The sequence below is a fragment of the Bombilactobacillus sp. ESL1202 genome (assembly GCF_058107125.1).
The window spans coordinates 1,138,662-1,154,224 of record NZ_CM176590.1 but is presented as its reverse complement, the minus strand read 5'-3'; the positions used below and the strand labels follow the sequence as shown (position 1 = coordinate 1,154,224).

At 36.7% G+C, this 15,563-nt stretch carries 14 protein-coding genes; 6 read left to right on the top strand and 8 right to left on the bottom strand.

The annotated features are described in order from the left end of the window. The first annotated feature begins 178 nt into the window (after positions 1–178). The 6 genes from AC3B7A_RS05120 (at position 179) to AC3B7A_RS05095 (ending at position 5,959) form a co-directional block, all read left to right on the top strand. Positions 179–1,384 carry a betaine/proline/choline family ABC transporter ATP-binding protein gene (locus AC3B7A_RS05120; protein ID WP_489755061.1) on the top strand — a complete coding sequence of 402 codons (1,206 nt, stop codon included), beginning with the start codon at positions 179–181 and terminating at the stop codon, positions 1,382–1,384. Next, positions 1,377–2,009 (top strand): ABC transporter permease, encoded by a 633-nt coding sequence (locus tag AC3B7A_RS05115; protein ID WP_489755060.1) that lies wholly within the window; start codon positions 1,377–1,379, stop codon positions 2,007–2,009. The genes AC3B7A_RS05120 and AC3B7A_RS05115 overlap by 8 nt, the downstream gene beginning before the upstream one ends. 12 nt (positions 2,010–2,021) lie before the next feature. After that, positions 2,022–2,957 (top strand): osmoprotectant ABC transporter substrate-binding protein, encoded by a 936-nt coding sequence (locus tag AC3B7A_RS05110; RefSeq protein WP_489755059.1) that lies wholly within the window; start codon positions 2,022–2,024, stop codon positions 2,955–2,957. After that, a complete protein-coding gene (locus tag AC3B7A_RS05105; RefSeq protein ID WP_489755058.1) occupies positions 2,958–3,617 on the top strand; it encodes an ABC transporter permease in 660 nt (219 codons plus the stop codon). A gap of 91 nt (positions 3,618–3,708) precedes the next feature. After that, a complete protein-coding gene (locus AC3B7A_RS05100) occupies positions 3,709–4,134 on the top strand; it encodes an Hsp20/alpha crystallin family protein (RefSeq protein WP_489755057.1) in 426 nt (141 codons plus the stop codon). A gap of 232 nt (positions 4,135–4,366) precedes the next feature. Then, a complete protein-coding gene (locus AC3B7A_RS05095; RefSeq protein WP_489755056.1) occupies positions 4,367–5,959 on the top strand; it encodes an APC family permease in 1,593 nt (530 codons plus the stop codon). A 135-nt stretch (positions 5,960–6,094) separates the two neighbouring features. On the opposite strand, the gene AC3B7A_RS05090 is transcribed toward AC3B7A_RS05095, so the two are convergent. From AC3B7A_RS05090 to AC3B7A_RS05055, 8 genes are all read right to left on the bottom strand, one after another. Further along, the gene (locus AC3B7A_RS05090; protein WP_489756551.1) at positions 6,095–6,172 is read right to left on the bottom strand and encodes a S26 family signal peptidase; all 78 of its coding nucleotides are present in this window, start codon (positions 6,170–6,172) and stop codon (positions 6,095–6,097) included. A 169-nt stretch (positions 6,173–6,341) separates the two neighbouring features. Then, complete coding sequence (locus AC3B7A_RS05085; RefSeq protein ID WP_489756550.1) at positions 6,342–6,482, bottom strand: S26 family signal peptidase; 141 nt, start codon at positions 6,480–6,482, stop codon at positions 6,342–6,344. 16 nt (positions 6,483–6,498) lie between these two features. Then, positions 6,499–6,651 (bottom strand): hypothetical protein, encoded by a 153-nt coding sequence (locus AC3B7A_RS05080; RefSeq protein ID WP_489755055.1) that lies wholly within the window; start codon positions 6,649–6,651, stop codon positions 6,499–6,501. 121 nt (positions 6,652–6,772) lie between these two features. Then, positions 6,773–8,086: a class II fumarate hydratase gene (locus AC3B7A_RS05075; RefSeq protein WP_489755054.1), complete on the bottom strand. Its 1,314-nt coding sequence runs from the start codon at positions 8,084–8,086 to the stop codon at positions 6,773–6,775. A gap of 48 nt (positions 8,087–8,134) precedes the next feature. After that, positions 8,135–11,266, bottom strand: coding sequence for an AAA family ATPase (locus AC3B7A_RS05070; protein ID WP_489755053.1), 3,132 nt, complete (start codon positions 11,264–11,266; stop codon positions 8,135–8,137). A gap of 3 nt (positions 11,267–11,269) precedes the next feature. After that, positions 11,270–12,394, bottom strand: coding sequence for an exonuclease SbcCD subunit D (locus tag AC3B7A_RS05065; protein ID WP_489755052.1), 1,125 nt, complete (start codon positions 12,392–12,394; stop codon positions 11,270–11,272). A gap of 291 nt (positions 12,395–12,685) precedes the next feature. Next, entirely contained in the window at positions 12,686–14,356 is a 1,671-nt protein-coding gene (locus AC3B7A_RS05060; protein ID WP_489755051.1) for a glycoside hydrolase family 13 protein, read from the bottom strand. 118 nt (positions 14,357–14,474) lie between these two features. Then, the gene (locus AC3B7A_RS05055) at positions 14,475–15,491 is read right to left on the bottom strand and encodes a PTS sugar transporter subunit IIC (RefSeq protein WP_489755050.1); all 1,017 of its coding nucleotides are present in this window, start codon (positions 15,489–15,491) and stop codon (positions 14,475–14,477) included. Between the last annotated feature and the right edge of the window lie 72 nt (positions 15,492–15,563).

The following is a 15,563-nucleotide window of genomic DNA, read 5'->3' as shown; positions in this document are numbered from 1 at the left end:
AAAATAATATATTACAAACTATGACCATTAAGAATTAAAGTTATTAATGAGTTCCCATTACTAATTTTAATTAGCTTTGTTGTACCTATTTTTAATCACGTTGAAAAATTGTAAATCATTGGCTTAAACGACTTTGATTTGATTTCAACTTTGTCTACAAGAAAGGAGTATTTACTGCATGACAGAGAATACACCAATGGTGGAGTTTAAACACGTCACCAAAATTTATAAGGGTAAAACACCCGCCGTTAGCGATGCCAATATTAAGATTGCTCAGGGCGAATTTTGTTGTTTTATTGGAACTTCTGGTTCCGGTAAAACAACTTTAATGCGCATGATTAATCGAATGAATAGTATTACTTCGGGTGACGTTTTAATCAACGGTCAAAGTGTTAATAGCTTTAATCCCGTAGATTTGCGTCGAAAAATCGGTTATGTTATCCAAAATAATGGTTTGATGCCCCACATGACAATTAAAGATAACATTATTTTAGTACCTAAACTTTTAAAATGGCCAAAAGAAAAGTTGGATCAACGAGCCAAAGAACTAATTAAATTAGCCGAATTACCAGAAGATTACTTAGAACGCTATCCGTCAGAATTATCAGGAGGCCAGCAACAAAGAATTGGTGTTGTCCGGGCCTTAGCATCTGACCAAGATTTAATTTTAATGGATGAACCTTTTGGAGCCCTAGACCCCATTACCCGGGAAAATTTACAAGATTTAGTACAAAAATTACAGCAAGATACTGGTAAAACTTTTGTTTTTGTCACTCATGATATGGATGAAGCCTTAAAACTGGCTACCCATATTGTCATCATGCATGATGGACAAGTCGTTCAGGATGATACTCCCGATAATATCCTGCGTCATCCCGCCAATAAATTTGTTGAAGATTTAATCGGTGAAGAACGGCTAGCAGAGGCCAAACATGATATGGTGCAAGTACAAGAAATCATGTTAACCACACCAGTCAAGATCAACTTAGGAGCTTCATTAAAAGAAGCTTTAATGTTAATGAAGCAGCGACACGTGGATACTTTGTTAGTTACTGATGATCAAGATCATCTCAAAGGGATGATCAGTATTGACCGTCTAGAACAAAAGTATCACAAAGCCTCCAGTGTTAGTGATATTCTCGAAACTAAAATCTATACCGTTCGTCCTGAAGCTTACCTACGTGATACTGTTGATCGAATTTTAAAACGTGGCTTTAGTTATGTGCCTGTCGTTGATCATCAAGGTATCTTAGTTGGAATTGTCACCCGCTCAGCACTGGTTACCTTAGTTTATAACACCATTTGGGGTGATAGTGATCCACTAGCTGATAGTCAAACTGCTGCCAATTCAGAAACCAAAGGAGCTGAAATAAAAAATGAGTAATTTTTTAGCCCAACACGGTTCAGAACTACTAGTAAAAACTTGGGAACAAATTTATATTTCCGCTATTTCTTTGGGACTAGGAATTTTAGTAGCGGTTCCCTTAGGGGTCTTACTTTCACGCTTTCCGAAAACTGCTAATGTGGTAATGCAAATTGCCAGTATGTTACAAACGATTCCAGCTCTAGCATTGTTAGCTTTGATGATTCCCGTCTTTGGTATTGGTCAGCTGCCAGCTATTGTGGCTCTTTTCATTTATAGTTTAATGCCCATTCTCAGAAATACTTACATTGGCATGAAGGGCGTTGATCCTAACATCATTGATTCTGCTAAGGGGATTGGCATGACCAATTGGCAATCCATTATCAAAGTCGAAATTCCCTTAGCCACACCAGTTATCATGTCCGGTATTCGTTTATCAGCTATTTACGTCATTGCCTGGTCAACTTTAGCTTCTTATATTGGCGCTGGTGGTTTAGGAGATTTTATTTTTAATGGTTTAAATCTTTTCCAACCTGAATTAATTTTTGGTGGTACGATTCCGGTCATTATTCTGGCCATTTTGACCGATTATTTACTGGGAAAATTAGAACAAAAATTAACTCCTATTTCGAGTAAGTTGGATTAAGGAGGTTAACAAATGAAAAAGAAAATCTTACATTGGCTGTTAGCCTTGACTCTCTTAATAACCACCTTAACAACTAGCGGTTGTAGTTTACCGGGGTTGAGTTCTGCGCAAGGTGGCGATAATACCGTCCGCATTGCTTCTTTAAATACGACCGAATCACAAATCATTGCCAACATTATTAGTGAATTAATCAGTCATGAAACCCATTATCAGACGACCATTTTAAATAACTTAGGTTCTGCACCTTTAATGCACCAAGCTTTGGTCCGTGATGATGCCGATATTCAAGCTGTTTCTTATTCTGGAACAGAACTGACGACTACTTTGAATTTACCACCAACCAAAAGTGCCAAAAAAGCGACGCGTATCGTGCGCCAAACGGTTAAAAAGCGGTATAATCAAACCTTATTTCCCACCTATGGTTTTGAAAACAAATTTGCTTTTATGGTCACTCAAAAAACGGCCCGTAAGTATAGCTTACAAAAAGTTTCCAACTTAAATAAAATTGCCAATAGTTCCACCGTAGGTGTCGATGCTAATTGGTTAAATCGTAAGGGTGATGGTTACAAAGATTTTACCCGTTATTATGGTTTTGAATTTGCTAAGGCTTATCCTATGCAAATTGGTCTAGTTTATTCCGCTTTAGCCTCTAATAAAATGGATGTCGTTTTGGGATATTCTACAGATGGCCGAGTTGACAGTTATCATTTGAAGCAGTTAACGGATGATAAGAAGTTTTTCCCACCTTATAAATGTTCCATGTTGGTCAACAACTCCCTACTTCAAAAATATCCGTCTTTAAAACCGCTTTTGCATCGTCTGGATGGTAAGATTAATGTTCATACTATGCGGAAATTAAATTATCAAGTAGATGATCAACTCTTAGAGCCACAAGTCGTAGCTCAGAAATTTTTACAGGAAAATAATTATTTCCGAGGTGATAAATAAATGTCACATTTAAATATTTGGCAACAATTAATTTATTATTATCAACACAACGGAATGTATATCTTACAACAATTTTGTCGTCATTTCTTAGTCTCTATTTATGGGGTCTTAATTGCCGCCATTATTGGTATTCCCATCGGAATTATGATTGCTCGTAATCATAAACTCGGCAATTTTGTCATTAGTATCGCTAATGTCATTCAAACAATCCCGTCACTCGCCCTTTTATCAATCATCATGATTGGTCTAGGTTTGGGGGTTAATACTGTTATTGTCACGGTCTTTTTATATTCCTTATTACCAATTATCAAAAATACGTATACCGGGATGCGCAATGTTGATGAAAATATTATTGATTCCGGCAAGGGTATGGGTATGACGCGCTGGCAAGTTTTATATATGGTACGTTTACCGTTATCTCTTTCCATTATTATGGCCGGTATTAGAAATGCCTTAGTGTTAGCAATCGGCATTACTGCGATCGGTGCATTTGTTGGCGCTGGTGGTTTAGGTGATATCATTATTCGCGGCACCAATGCAACCAACGGCGGTGCTTTAATCTTGGCCGGTGCTTTACCGACTGCTTTGATGTCGATCATTTCTGATTCCTTGTTAAATCTTCTCGAAAAATGGTTACAGCCAACTGGTTTACGCAACTAATTAGCAATGTAAAATTTATAGTGCTAATTAGTTGAAATTTATAAATGAATTAACTACACTGTATTTATAAATTGAAAGGAAGTAATCAGTTATGAATAATAATTTAACGAATCGTCGTGGCGATATGTTTGATATGTTCAACAACATGGATCGTTGGTTTAATAACTTCACACCTAGTTTTGCTAACTCCAATATGAAGACTGATGTTTCTGAATCTAACCAGGCCTATGATGTTGCCATTGATTTACCTGATCTTGATAAAAAAGATATTAACATTAACTACGAAAATGATCTTTTAACTGTTTCTGCTAAAAGAGATTCTTTTGCAGATGCTGCAACCAAACAAGGGCAACTAATTATGAATGAACGCTCTTATGGTCGTTTTAGTCGGCAGTACCGTTTACCCAATGTTGAGCAAAAACAAATCAGTGCTAAATATGAAGAGGGCGTTTTAAAAATTAATTTGCCTAAAGCCCAACAAGATCGGGGTAATATTACTAACATTGATATTCAATAAAATTAAACTTTTTCAGGAATTAGCACAAAAGGCACTTAGAAGTTGTGTACGCACCATCAAGAAAAATGTTCGTATTTGATACGAGCATTTTTTTGTCTCAACTTCTTTTTTGTTCATTTATTTTATAAAACCATTATCTCAATAAAATAACTTTGAAAAACAATCTATAATATTAACACCTTACGAATTTAAAAAGTGGTAAATTAGTAAAGTAAATATTAAGGAGACTTTGATGAATAAAAAAATAAATTTGTTCCATCTGGTAATGTTGGCGCTAGGCTCATTAATTGGCTCTGGCTGGCTCTTTGGCTCTTGGGAAGCAGCCAAAATTGCTGGTCCCGCGGCTATTTTGGCTTGGATTATTGGTGCGATAATCATCGGGGCTATTGCCTATAACTATGTAGAATTGGGAACCATGTTTCCGGAATCTGGTGGTATGAGTAAATTTGCTCAATACAGCCATGGCTCACTATTAGGCTTCATGGCTGCATGGGCCAACTGGATTTCGTTAATCACTTTAATCCCGATTGAAGCCGTCGCTGCCGTACAATACATGAGTTCGTGGCCATGGTCTTGGGCTCAATTTACGCATCATTTATTAAAAGATGGTGTGATCACCAATTCTGGTTTAATTGTTGTATTTTTATTTATTATTATCTTTACTTTAATCAATTATTGGTCAATTGGATTATTAACGCATTTTACCAGTTTGATTTCCATCTTTAAGGTTCTGGTTCCTTTGTTGACTATCATTTTATTAACCTTAAGTAGCTTTCATCCCAGTAATTATGGCCATAGTTTTCAAACTTTTATGCCTTATGGCAGTGCTCCCATTTTTGCTGCTACTTCCGTTTCAGGAATTATTTTTTCATTTGATGCTTTTCAAACCGTCATCAATATGGGCAACGAAATTACTAATCCGCAAAAAAACGTTGGTCGAGGTATCACAATTTCTCTGGGAATTAGTGCTGTGTTATATATTTTATTACAAGGAACCTTTATCACGACTTTAACTCCCAAAATGTTAAACCATAGTTGGCAAGGCCTGAACTTTAATTCTCCGTTTGCGGACTTAGCAGTCCTCATTGGTTTATCTTGGTTATCAATTTTACTATACTTAGATGCTTTTGTTTCGCCCTTTGGCACAGGAGTATCCTTTGCAGCTTCCAGTTCACGTGCTTTAGCAGCAATGGTAGATAGTGAACATCTGCCCCCAATTATTGGCCAATTGAATGCAACTTACCACACCCCCCGCGTGGCAATGATTATTGATGCCTTTTTAAGTATGATTATGGTCAGCGTTTTTCGGTCTTGGTCGACGTTAGCAACTGTGATTTGCACCTCAACCTTAATTGCCTACCTCACCGGTCCCGTAACCGTCGTAACCTTGAGAAAATTAGCTCCTAATTTAAAACGTCCTGTCAAATTAAAACACTTATCTTGGCTAGCTCCTCTCGCCTTTGTCTTAACCTCCTTAGCGATTTATTGGGGTATGTGGCCTACCACTATTGAAGTAATTTTCGTTATTTGCCTTGGTTTACCAATTTATTTTTACTATGAAGCTAAAAATCATTGGCAGGAAACAAAACTTAATTTAAAAGGTGCTGCTTGGTTACTATGTTATCTAATTTTTATGACTATCATTTCATTAATCGGTAGCCTAGAATTTAATGGTTTAAATTGGATCAAATATCCTTGGGACTTTTTAGTAATAATTTTGGGAAGTTTACTCTTCTACTGGTGGGGCTTAAAGAGTGCTTGGTCATCGAAGTTCTTAACCAAAGCGACTATTGCTAACCAAAACGCTGTTAAAACCAATAATTAAAACATCAGTTACTAATCAACTTTTAGCTCTGCCCTTTTTTCTCCTATCTTGCAATTTGCTATTGCGTAAGGAAAACAAACCTTAAATATTAATTAAAGATCCGCAGCTGATTTAATAGCCAATAACGTAATTTGACTACGCCCACACCACTTGATTGCGTTTAATACAACCAATATAACGACTATCTTTCGAAACACTGCGGTGATCACCCATCACAAAATAATAATTTTTTGGTACTTGATTGGTCTTTTGTATTTATTGTAATTACTTTTTAGAATAAATCTACATGTAATTAGAGGTTTTAGCTAACGAACTAATAGAAAAACCACCCGTATCCGAATATCTAGTACCATAGACAACAGCATTGCCATCATCAACCAATTTATTTTAGATAGTCTTGCTTAATTTTGCGACCATTAACATAAATTTGATTATTATGAGCAGTCACAATTTGTCCCGGTTCATCGGGCGCATTAATGACAACAACATTGCCCCGTTTTAATTGACTATGACGGTAAGCAATTAATCGATCACCATCTTCAAATGTCGATCACTCGCGATTGATCCAAAACATAATGATTCAATAATGAAAGTACGCTAAACAAAATTGCTGTTAAAATTAAGGTTTGTAAAGCCCAAATCTCCCATTCTTTCAGGCCATTAGTTTCATTAGAATTATGTCTTTTATCCATATTTATTTAAGCCTATGCAATAAGTAATTAATAATCGCAAATAATATTATGCGTTTTTATATAATGATAAATTTAATAACTTTTTTAAATCACTCTTCACCAAAGCAGTCCCAGCAACAGTTTAGTTGGCTTTTTGACTATTAGTCATCTTTAGTGGATCTACCCATTGGTCAAATTGAGTGGCTGTTACTTTGCCTGATTTAATCGCTGCTTTTTTCAAAGTTAAGTGTTCCTTTTGTGCTAATTGCGCAATTTTAGCACAAGCCAAATAACCAATATGCGGTGCTAAAGCGGTCACAGTCATTAATGATTGGTCAACCAACTTAGTCATTTGCTGCTGATCAATAGTCAGACCGTGAATTAATTTTTCGCTAAATCCTTGTAAAGTTCCCGTTAATAAGGAAATAGACTCTAAAACTGCTTGAATAATAACTGGTTTATAAACATTCAACTCAAAGTTTCCTTGTGAGGCCGCTAAATCGACTACCACATCGTTGCCCATCACCCGTACGGCAGCCATCGTCAAGGCTTCAGCTTGGGTAGGATTAACTTTTCCGGGCATAATTGAAGAGCCTGGCTCATTGGCCGGAATCAGTAGTTCATGATAGCCTGCGCGCGGACCACTTGCCAAAAAGCGCACATCATTAGCAATTTTTAAAACGTCAGCCGCTAGTGTTTTTAACGCCCCGTGAATAACATTTAAGCCTGAATGAGCTGCTAAACCAGCAAATTTATTGGTTTTAGTTGTTAAGGGTAATTCATAAATTTCTTTTAATTGTGCCACCACTTTTTCTGCAAATTTGGCAGTTGTATTTAAGCCCGTTCCGACCGCCGTGGCTCCTAACGGCAAAGCAAATAAAGTTGGTGATAAAGTTTTTAAATATGAAAAATCGTGTTCTAACATGGCAATCCAACCACTAATTTCTTGACCAAAAGTTAATGGTGTCGCATCTTGTAAATGTGTCCGACCAATTTTAACTACTTGCCAATACTGATCCTGTTTAGTTTTTAATTCGGTCATTAAATTCTCTATTACTGGTAATAGTTTTTGTAAAGCTAAACTAGTTGCAATATTCATCGCCGTTGGAAAAACATCGTTCGAACTTTGACCTTGATTAACATCATCATTAGCTAAAATAATTACTTGATCATTCAAAGTTTTGGCTACATGCACAATAACTTCGTTCACATTCATATTCGTTTGTGTGCCTGAACCTGTTTGATAAACCTTTAAAGGAAAATGTTGTTGCAAATCTTGATTAGCACGAGCCGCTGCTTGCTTAATCCGCAGTAAAACCCGAATTAAACTTAACGGCATTAATTCACCGGTTGTAAAATTATTCAAACTGCGCTGCGTTTGTGGTCCCCACCAAGCAGTTTGGGGAATTTTTACTTTGCCCAAAGAATCTGCTTCAATTCGATATGGTTCCGTCATAATAAAAAATTTCCTTTCAATCCAAAATTAAAAACGCAAACAACTTACTTAACCATTAGTCAATAACTTGATATGACTCTGCCCCTGACCAGTTGCTTTAATTTGAATCTGATTGGGAATCCGTTCTCGCAATAAGTCAACGTGACTAATAATACCAATCAATCGATTTTGGCTTTCAACATGTTCTAAAGCATCCAGCGCAATCGTCAAAGTATCTTGATCTAGTGAACCAAAACCCTCATCAATAAATAAGGTATCAATATTAATCCCCCCAGCTTGTTCTTGAATTACTTCGCCTAAAGCCAAGGCCAAACTTAACGCCGCTAAAAAACTTTCCCCACCTGATAAAGTATGCACACTGCGAATTTGTCCCACATTATCATCATAGACATCGATCTCTAACCCGGTATTTTTTTGGTAAACGCCACTCGTTTGGTTTAGTAATAAATAATAACGTCCCGAACTTAATTGTTGTAAATGTTGATTAGCAACTGTCAAAACTGTGACTAGTTGCGCGCGCAGCACAAACCGTTCCAAACTAAGTTTAGTTTCATTATCCCCCGACATAGTCGTGACTAAAGCACTTAATTGGTTCAATTGTTGTTGCTTTTTATCTAGTGCACGCAAATCGGTTTGTAATTGCTGTAATAACTGATCATTCACTAAAAATTTTTGATAAGCTTGTTCATACTGTTGCTCATTGGCTTGCAATTCTTGTTGTTGCGCTAATAATTTTTTCTGCAAATCCTGAATCGAAACCAACTGCTGCTCACCAACTAACTCTTGATAAATAGCAATTTGTTCTGTCAATTTTTGTTGTTGGGCTTGATAAGCTGTCAGTTGTTGTTGATCTGTCACTAATTCATCTACTGATGCCAATAATTGCGTAAACTTCGACGTATCTTCTCCAAAATAATCCTGGATGACTTGTTGGAAGCTGTGAAATTGTGTTTGATATTCTTGCTGTAAATTAGTTAATTGTTGTTGTAACAATTGCGTTTGCGCCAAATTAGCAGCTCGTTGTTGTTTTAAAGCTGTTATTTGTTGTTGCAGTTGCGTGACTTGTTCTTCAAAATCGACAACCTGTTGCTTTAATTGTTTTAAATATTGATCTAACTGTTTTAAATCAGCAAACTGGGTGGGTAATTGCTGTTTAAATTGTGCTTGCTGTAAAACCAAAAATTGTAACTGATTTTGTAACTCAGTTAGTTGAGCATGTTGTTGTTCTTGTTGACTTTGTACTTGTGCTAATTTTTTCTGCACATCGGCTTTTAATTTCAGTTGTGTTTGCACGTGCACCAATAAGTCTTGTTTGGTCGATAATTCCGTTTCAATTTTATTTTGGACAGTTTGCAACTCGACTAGTAAATCCGTAATAGCACCAACATCCGTTTTGACCACTGATTGTTGTTGCCAACTAACTCTAATTGTGTTAGTTAATTGTTCGATCTCTGATTGTTGGTCATTAATTTGTTGCTGTTGTGTTTGCATGATAGTTTGTAGGCGAACAATATCTTGATCAGCCATGGTTAAATGGTGCTGAGCTTGTTCAACTTGCTGAAAGGTCACTGTTGATTGCGTTTGATTGCTGGGATGAGGGTGCGTTAAACTACCACAAACTGGACACGGTCGATCGACTTGTAGTTGGTGTGCCAAAACCCGTGCTTGATTACTTTGCCAAGCATCCTGTATCTGCTCTACTTGCTGTTTTAAAGACCTAAATTGCTGTTGTTGCTTAACTAAATCAGCTTGATTTTTGGCCAATTGTTGTTTTAAACGTTGCCAAGAATTTTGCCGCTTAATTAACTGCTGAACTTTAGTTGTCAGTGGATTAATAATTTGTAATTGCTGTTGACTATGATTTAAGTCTGTTAAAATTTGGGCTTCTTGGTGGCGGAAATTTTGATACTCTTGTTCAGCAGTTTGAAGTTGTTGCGTTTGCAGTTTGGTTTGCTCCAATTGCTTTTGAGCCATTGTTACTTGTTGCTGCTGTTGTGTTAATTGTAATTGCTGTCGCTGGTATTTTTCAAAAACCGTTCGTTGTTGTTGTAATTGCAACTGCTCTTGTTGTCTTTTGGCCTGTACAGCTTGTTGTTGTGCTAATTCAACAGCTTGGTGTTCTTGTAGATCCAATTTTGTTTGATCGTTTTGTGCTTTTAGCTGGAGTTCTTGTAATTGTTGATTAACATCATTAATTCTTTGTTGCTGTTTTTTTAAAGACTCAGCTTCTTGTTGATGATTCTTGACCCAAGTTAAATCTGCAATCTTTTTGGTTAGTCGTTCAAAATATGGCTGCTGCTGATTTAAAGAATGTTGCTCTTGTCTTTTTTCTTGTAGCACCGTGATCTGCTGATTAATTGTTTGGTAGTGTGTTAATAATTGTTGCTGCTGTTCAATTTGGTGTTGTTGCTGTTTGTGCACTTGTTTTTGCTGTGCCAAAGTTTGTTGTTGTTGCTGCTGCTGAGTTATTAATTGCGCCACTTGGTCATGAAATGTTTTGGCGATTTCTTCAGTACTTGGTTTTAACCAATGAACTTTCGTTAAAGCTACTGCTAAATTCTGCTTTAAACTAGCAACTTGTTTTTTGACGTCTTTATTTTGTTCTTGTAAAACACGTAACCATTGTTGATAAAGTTGAGTTCGAAAAATTTTACGTAAGACGGCCTCTTTATCCTGGCTGGAAGCCATTAAAAAGCGTTGAAAATCACCTTGTGGTAGTAACACAATTTGCACAAACTGTTGTCTAGTCAGTTGCATGACGGCGGCTAACTTTTGATTAATATCTTTCAACTTTGTTAATTCTAAAATTTGTTGCTGCTGGTGAAAAACTTTTAAACAGCCACTACTTTCATACTCTTTGTTTCCTGATCCACGTTTCTTTTTCAAAATTTGTTTTGGCTGGCGCGTAATTTGATAAATTTCACCTTGATGTTCAAACGTAAATTGAACTTGCGTCGGTTCTTTTAAGCTGGCAAAATCGGAGCGTAAGCTTTCCGGCGAACGTTCATCATTCGTCGTTGCGCCGTATAATGCAAAAGTTAACGCCTCAAAAATAGTCGTTTTACCACTACCAGTTTTGCCTGTAATTAAAAACAAACCCGCTTGTTGAAATTGACTAAAGTCAATGGTTTCATCAACATAGGGTCCAAAATTTTGCATTACTAATTTTAATGGTTGCAAACTTTATCGCTCCTTTTGCACTTGAGTTAAGGCCTTTTGGGCCCAATTTAATTGCTCAGGGGTCAAATCAGTTTGCATCGTTTGCTGATAAAAGTCATTGAGCAATTCTATCGGATCTTGCTGTTGTACCTTTGTTTGAGTTAAATCATTATTTTGCGGCATTTGAATTCCATAAGCCCGCTGCATAGTTAAAACTTTAGGATAAATTTCACGCAGCCGAGCTAAGACATTAGGAATAACCTGTCGGTCAGTCAAGATGAAGCCAAAATAATCTTCTAAATCATATTGCTGATAATACTGTGGATCTACTAAAGTAGCAAAGTCATTAGTTATTTGATGTACATCATGTAGTGGCGTCAACGGATAAAATGTTAATTTCAAAGGATCAGTTTCGACTAACCACACACCTTTTTTTTGATGCGCCTCTGATAATGAAAATTTAATCGGCGAACCACTATAACGAACATTGGTTAGATGAATAGCATCTTTACCATGCAAATGTCCCAAAGCAACATAATCAAAAGCAGCTAAGGCGGTTGCTGGCACAGCTGCTAATCCGCCAACCTTGAGTGGTGTTTCTGAATCCGTTTGACCACTACCGGCCACAAAAAAGTGCGCCACTAACACATGCTTCTTGTGTGGTTTAAATTGTTGTTTCATCTTCGCAATAACGGGCTCAATCGCCTGCGGTAAAGTTTGAATGTGGGCGTCAGCAAAATATTGCCGCACCGCAAATGGTTCAAAATAGGGCAGTAAAAAAATTTGTGTATCTGTTAATTCAATGGGCTGAAAAGCTTGTTCCAAACGGGTTGCTAAATACAGATTAGTATTTTGATACCATGAACTCCCCGTTGCTAAACGGGTCGCACTATCGTGATTGCCCGCAATCGCATAAATGGGCAAGTGATCAATTAAATTAAGTTGCTTTAGTTGTTGGTTAAAAAGTTCGACAGCCTGTTCTGCTGGTAAGCTACGATCATACAAATCACCCGCAATAATAATGCCATCAACTCGTTGTTTTAAAGCTATTTGTTCGATCTGTTGAAAGGCAAATTTTTGTTCTTCTTGTAAATCAAATCCGTGCAAACGACGCCCCAAATGCCAATCTGCAGTGTGTAAAAAACGCATTCCGTTTCACTTCCTTAAAGCTATTGTACCTAATTAAGCTGCGTACAAACAAATTTTTTAAAAAGCTAAATCTAGCCTTAAATTAAGTTCTTAAAATGATTAACTTTCAGCGTAGTCAGCTAGATGTAAATTTCTGCTTCTTATTTAAAATTAATGTCCGCTCAACCCAATAGCTAAAATAAAAAGACTGAAATAATAATGAATTAATGTTCGTTCAACTCTCAATAAAAGACGAGCATTAACCCTATTGTTCCAGCCTCTGAGTTTAATTATGAACAACTGTTGGAAAAATCACTTAATATAAACTTTGCTTTCATATGGACGTAAAACCGTAACTTGATCATCAGCATAATTACTTAATAAGAGTTGTCGATAATTAGCCTGCTGATAGTCGCGCTCTAGCGTTTGAGCAGTGAAGTTACTAATTACCAACAATGTTTGTTCTTGGTATTTACGTTGATAAGCAAAAACATGCTCATCTTTAGCAGCTAATAATTGATAAGAACCCTGTGTGACAATTTCTAAATTATGGCGTAGATCAATTAATTTTTTATAATACCAAAAAATCGAATTGTCATCAGCTACTGCGGCTGCAACATTGATGCGTTGGTAATTCGGATTCACCGTATAATACGGTTGAACTGGACTAAACCCCGCATTTTTTTGATTAGACCATTGCATTGGCGTCCGCGCATGATCACGTGAACGTGTATTTAAATAATTCATCATTGTTTGCACATCAACTAAATGATTTTGCTCCACTAATTCTTCATACGCATTGATGGACTCGATATCTTCTAACTCTGAGATTGCTGTAAACTTCATATTAGTCATGCCAATCTCTTCCCCAGCGTAAATATAAGGTGTTCCCTGCATTAAATGAAGTGTAGTAGCTAACATTTTGGCTGAAAGTTCCCGATAAGCTTCTTGGTCATTGCCAAAACGTGATACTACCCGCGGTTGATCATGATTGTTCCAATACAAACTATTCCACCCCTTATTGGCTAAAGCTGTTTGCCAATGGGATAAAACTGTTTTTAAATCAACTAATCGTACCCGTTGATCACTCCATTTGCCCAACTTAGGATCCGGATTACCACCTAAATCAACATGCTGAAATTGAAAGACCATGTTTAATTCACTCTCATCTAAATTACTATATTGGCAAGCAGCTGGGGGTGTTACATCAGGCATTTCGCCCACTGTCATAATGTCGTATTTAGATAAAACTTCTCGATTCATTTCTTGCAAGTAATGATCGAGTTGTGTACCATCAGCCACAATCTTAAAACTATCACCAAACAAAGCATCCGGTGCTTGCGGTGCATTTGGCAAGCCTGCGGGTTTAGCAATCAGATTAATTACATCCATGCGAAAACCATCAATCCCTTTATCTAACCAAAAACGCATAATTTGATAAACTGCCTGCCGAACCTGTGGATTTTCCCAATTTAAATCAGGCTGTTCTTTAGCAAATAAATGTAAATAATATTGCTTGCGCTCAGGGACATAAGTCCAAGCAGAACCACTAAAAGCTGAGCCCCAATTATTAGGCTCATGACCATCAACTGGATCACGCCAAATATAGTAATCAGCGTAGGTATTGGTGCGTGATTTTTTACTTGCTAAAAACCACTTATGTTGATCGGAAGTATGATTAACTACTAAATCCATCATTAATTTTAAACGATGTTGATGGACATTAGTTAATAAATTATCAAAATCAGTCATTGTTCCATAAATTGGTTGGATTTTCTGATAATCTGAAATATCATAACCATTGTCGACATCCGGCGATTGATAAATCGGATTCAACCATAAAACATCAACCCCTAATTTGGCTAAGTAATCCAAACGTTGACTAATACCATTTAAATCACCAACCCCATCACCGTTACTATCTTGAAAACTACGGGGATAAATTTGATAAACCACCGACTTCTTAAACCAATCTTGTTTCATGAATAAATGGACCTCCTTGAGCTTTTTAACTTTAGAATAACTTATTTAAGCCCGAAAGTCTGCTTTTCCACCCAAGATTTCACACCTGAATGCCACTACTTTTTTACAGTTTTTGAATTTAATAATTCAAATGAAAGTCCGTACTTTCAAAGAGATGATGTTGACAAATTCGATTACTTAAAAAGCCCAGAATCACTGGTAAAACCAAGAACAAAACAACAATCAGAATAATATTCTCCGTATTCCAACCACCTTGATCTAGCGCCGTTACCGGACCGATTAATCCTGAAAAACCAAATCCAGCACTTTTAGGCGTTCCTGAAATGTTAAACATTGCACCAAGGCCACCCATAATCCCGGAATTAACAATTAATGGCAGCAACAGTTGTGGTTTAGCTACTATATTAGGCATTTGCATTTTAGGTGAACCCAAAAAGTGGGCTAATGAAGTTCCTATCGTATTGACTTTCCAGCCATAAATTGCTAAAGCAAAACTAGCTGCTGTAATCCCTAAATTTGCAGAACCTGACGCAATACCGTTCAAACCAATCGCGGTGGCAATGCCAACTGAAGATATCGGTGAAACAATCAGTAAGGCAAAAATGATCCCCATCAAAATCCCCATCATAATCGGCTGCAAATTCATTAAATGCTCAATCCCCAAACCAATTACTGTCGTAATTTGACTAATTATTGGTAATGTTAATAAACCAATTCCGCCCGCAATTGTAATCACGATTAAGGGCATTAATAAAATCGTATAAGCCTTTAATTTTTGACCTAATACCAAGATGACGGCATAACCAATCACAATAGTAAGTGCAATATTAATCACGTCACCACTTCCCTGAACTATCAATTGTTGATTTTTCAGATGAATATTTCCTGCACCACACATGGCAGCAATAGCTAACGCTCCAATCTGAATAGGTGTTAATTTGGCTTCCATTCCCACACAAATTCCACTAATCACCGGTAAAAGTATTGTCGCTATCCCTGTCAAAAAACCTAGCACTGAGAGTTGTGGTATTACTTTCACTACTAAACTGACTAAAACTCCAGGTACTAAAGCTAAAACAATCCCTGTTGCTAAACCATTTAAGGTATTCCAACCAATTTTTTTGAATGTTTGCATTTTCCTTCACCTCGAATAAAATAAAAAACCTACATAGACAACTATGCAGGTTCATTTCATTAGATGTTAGAA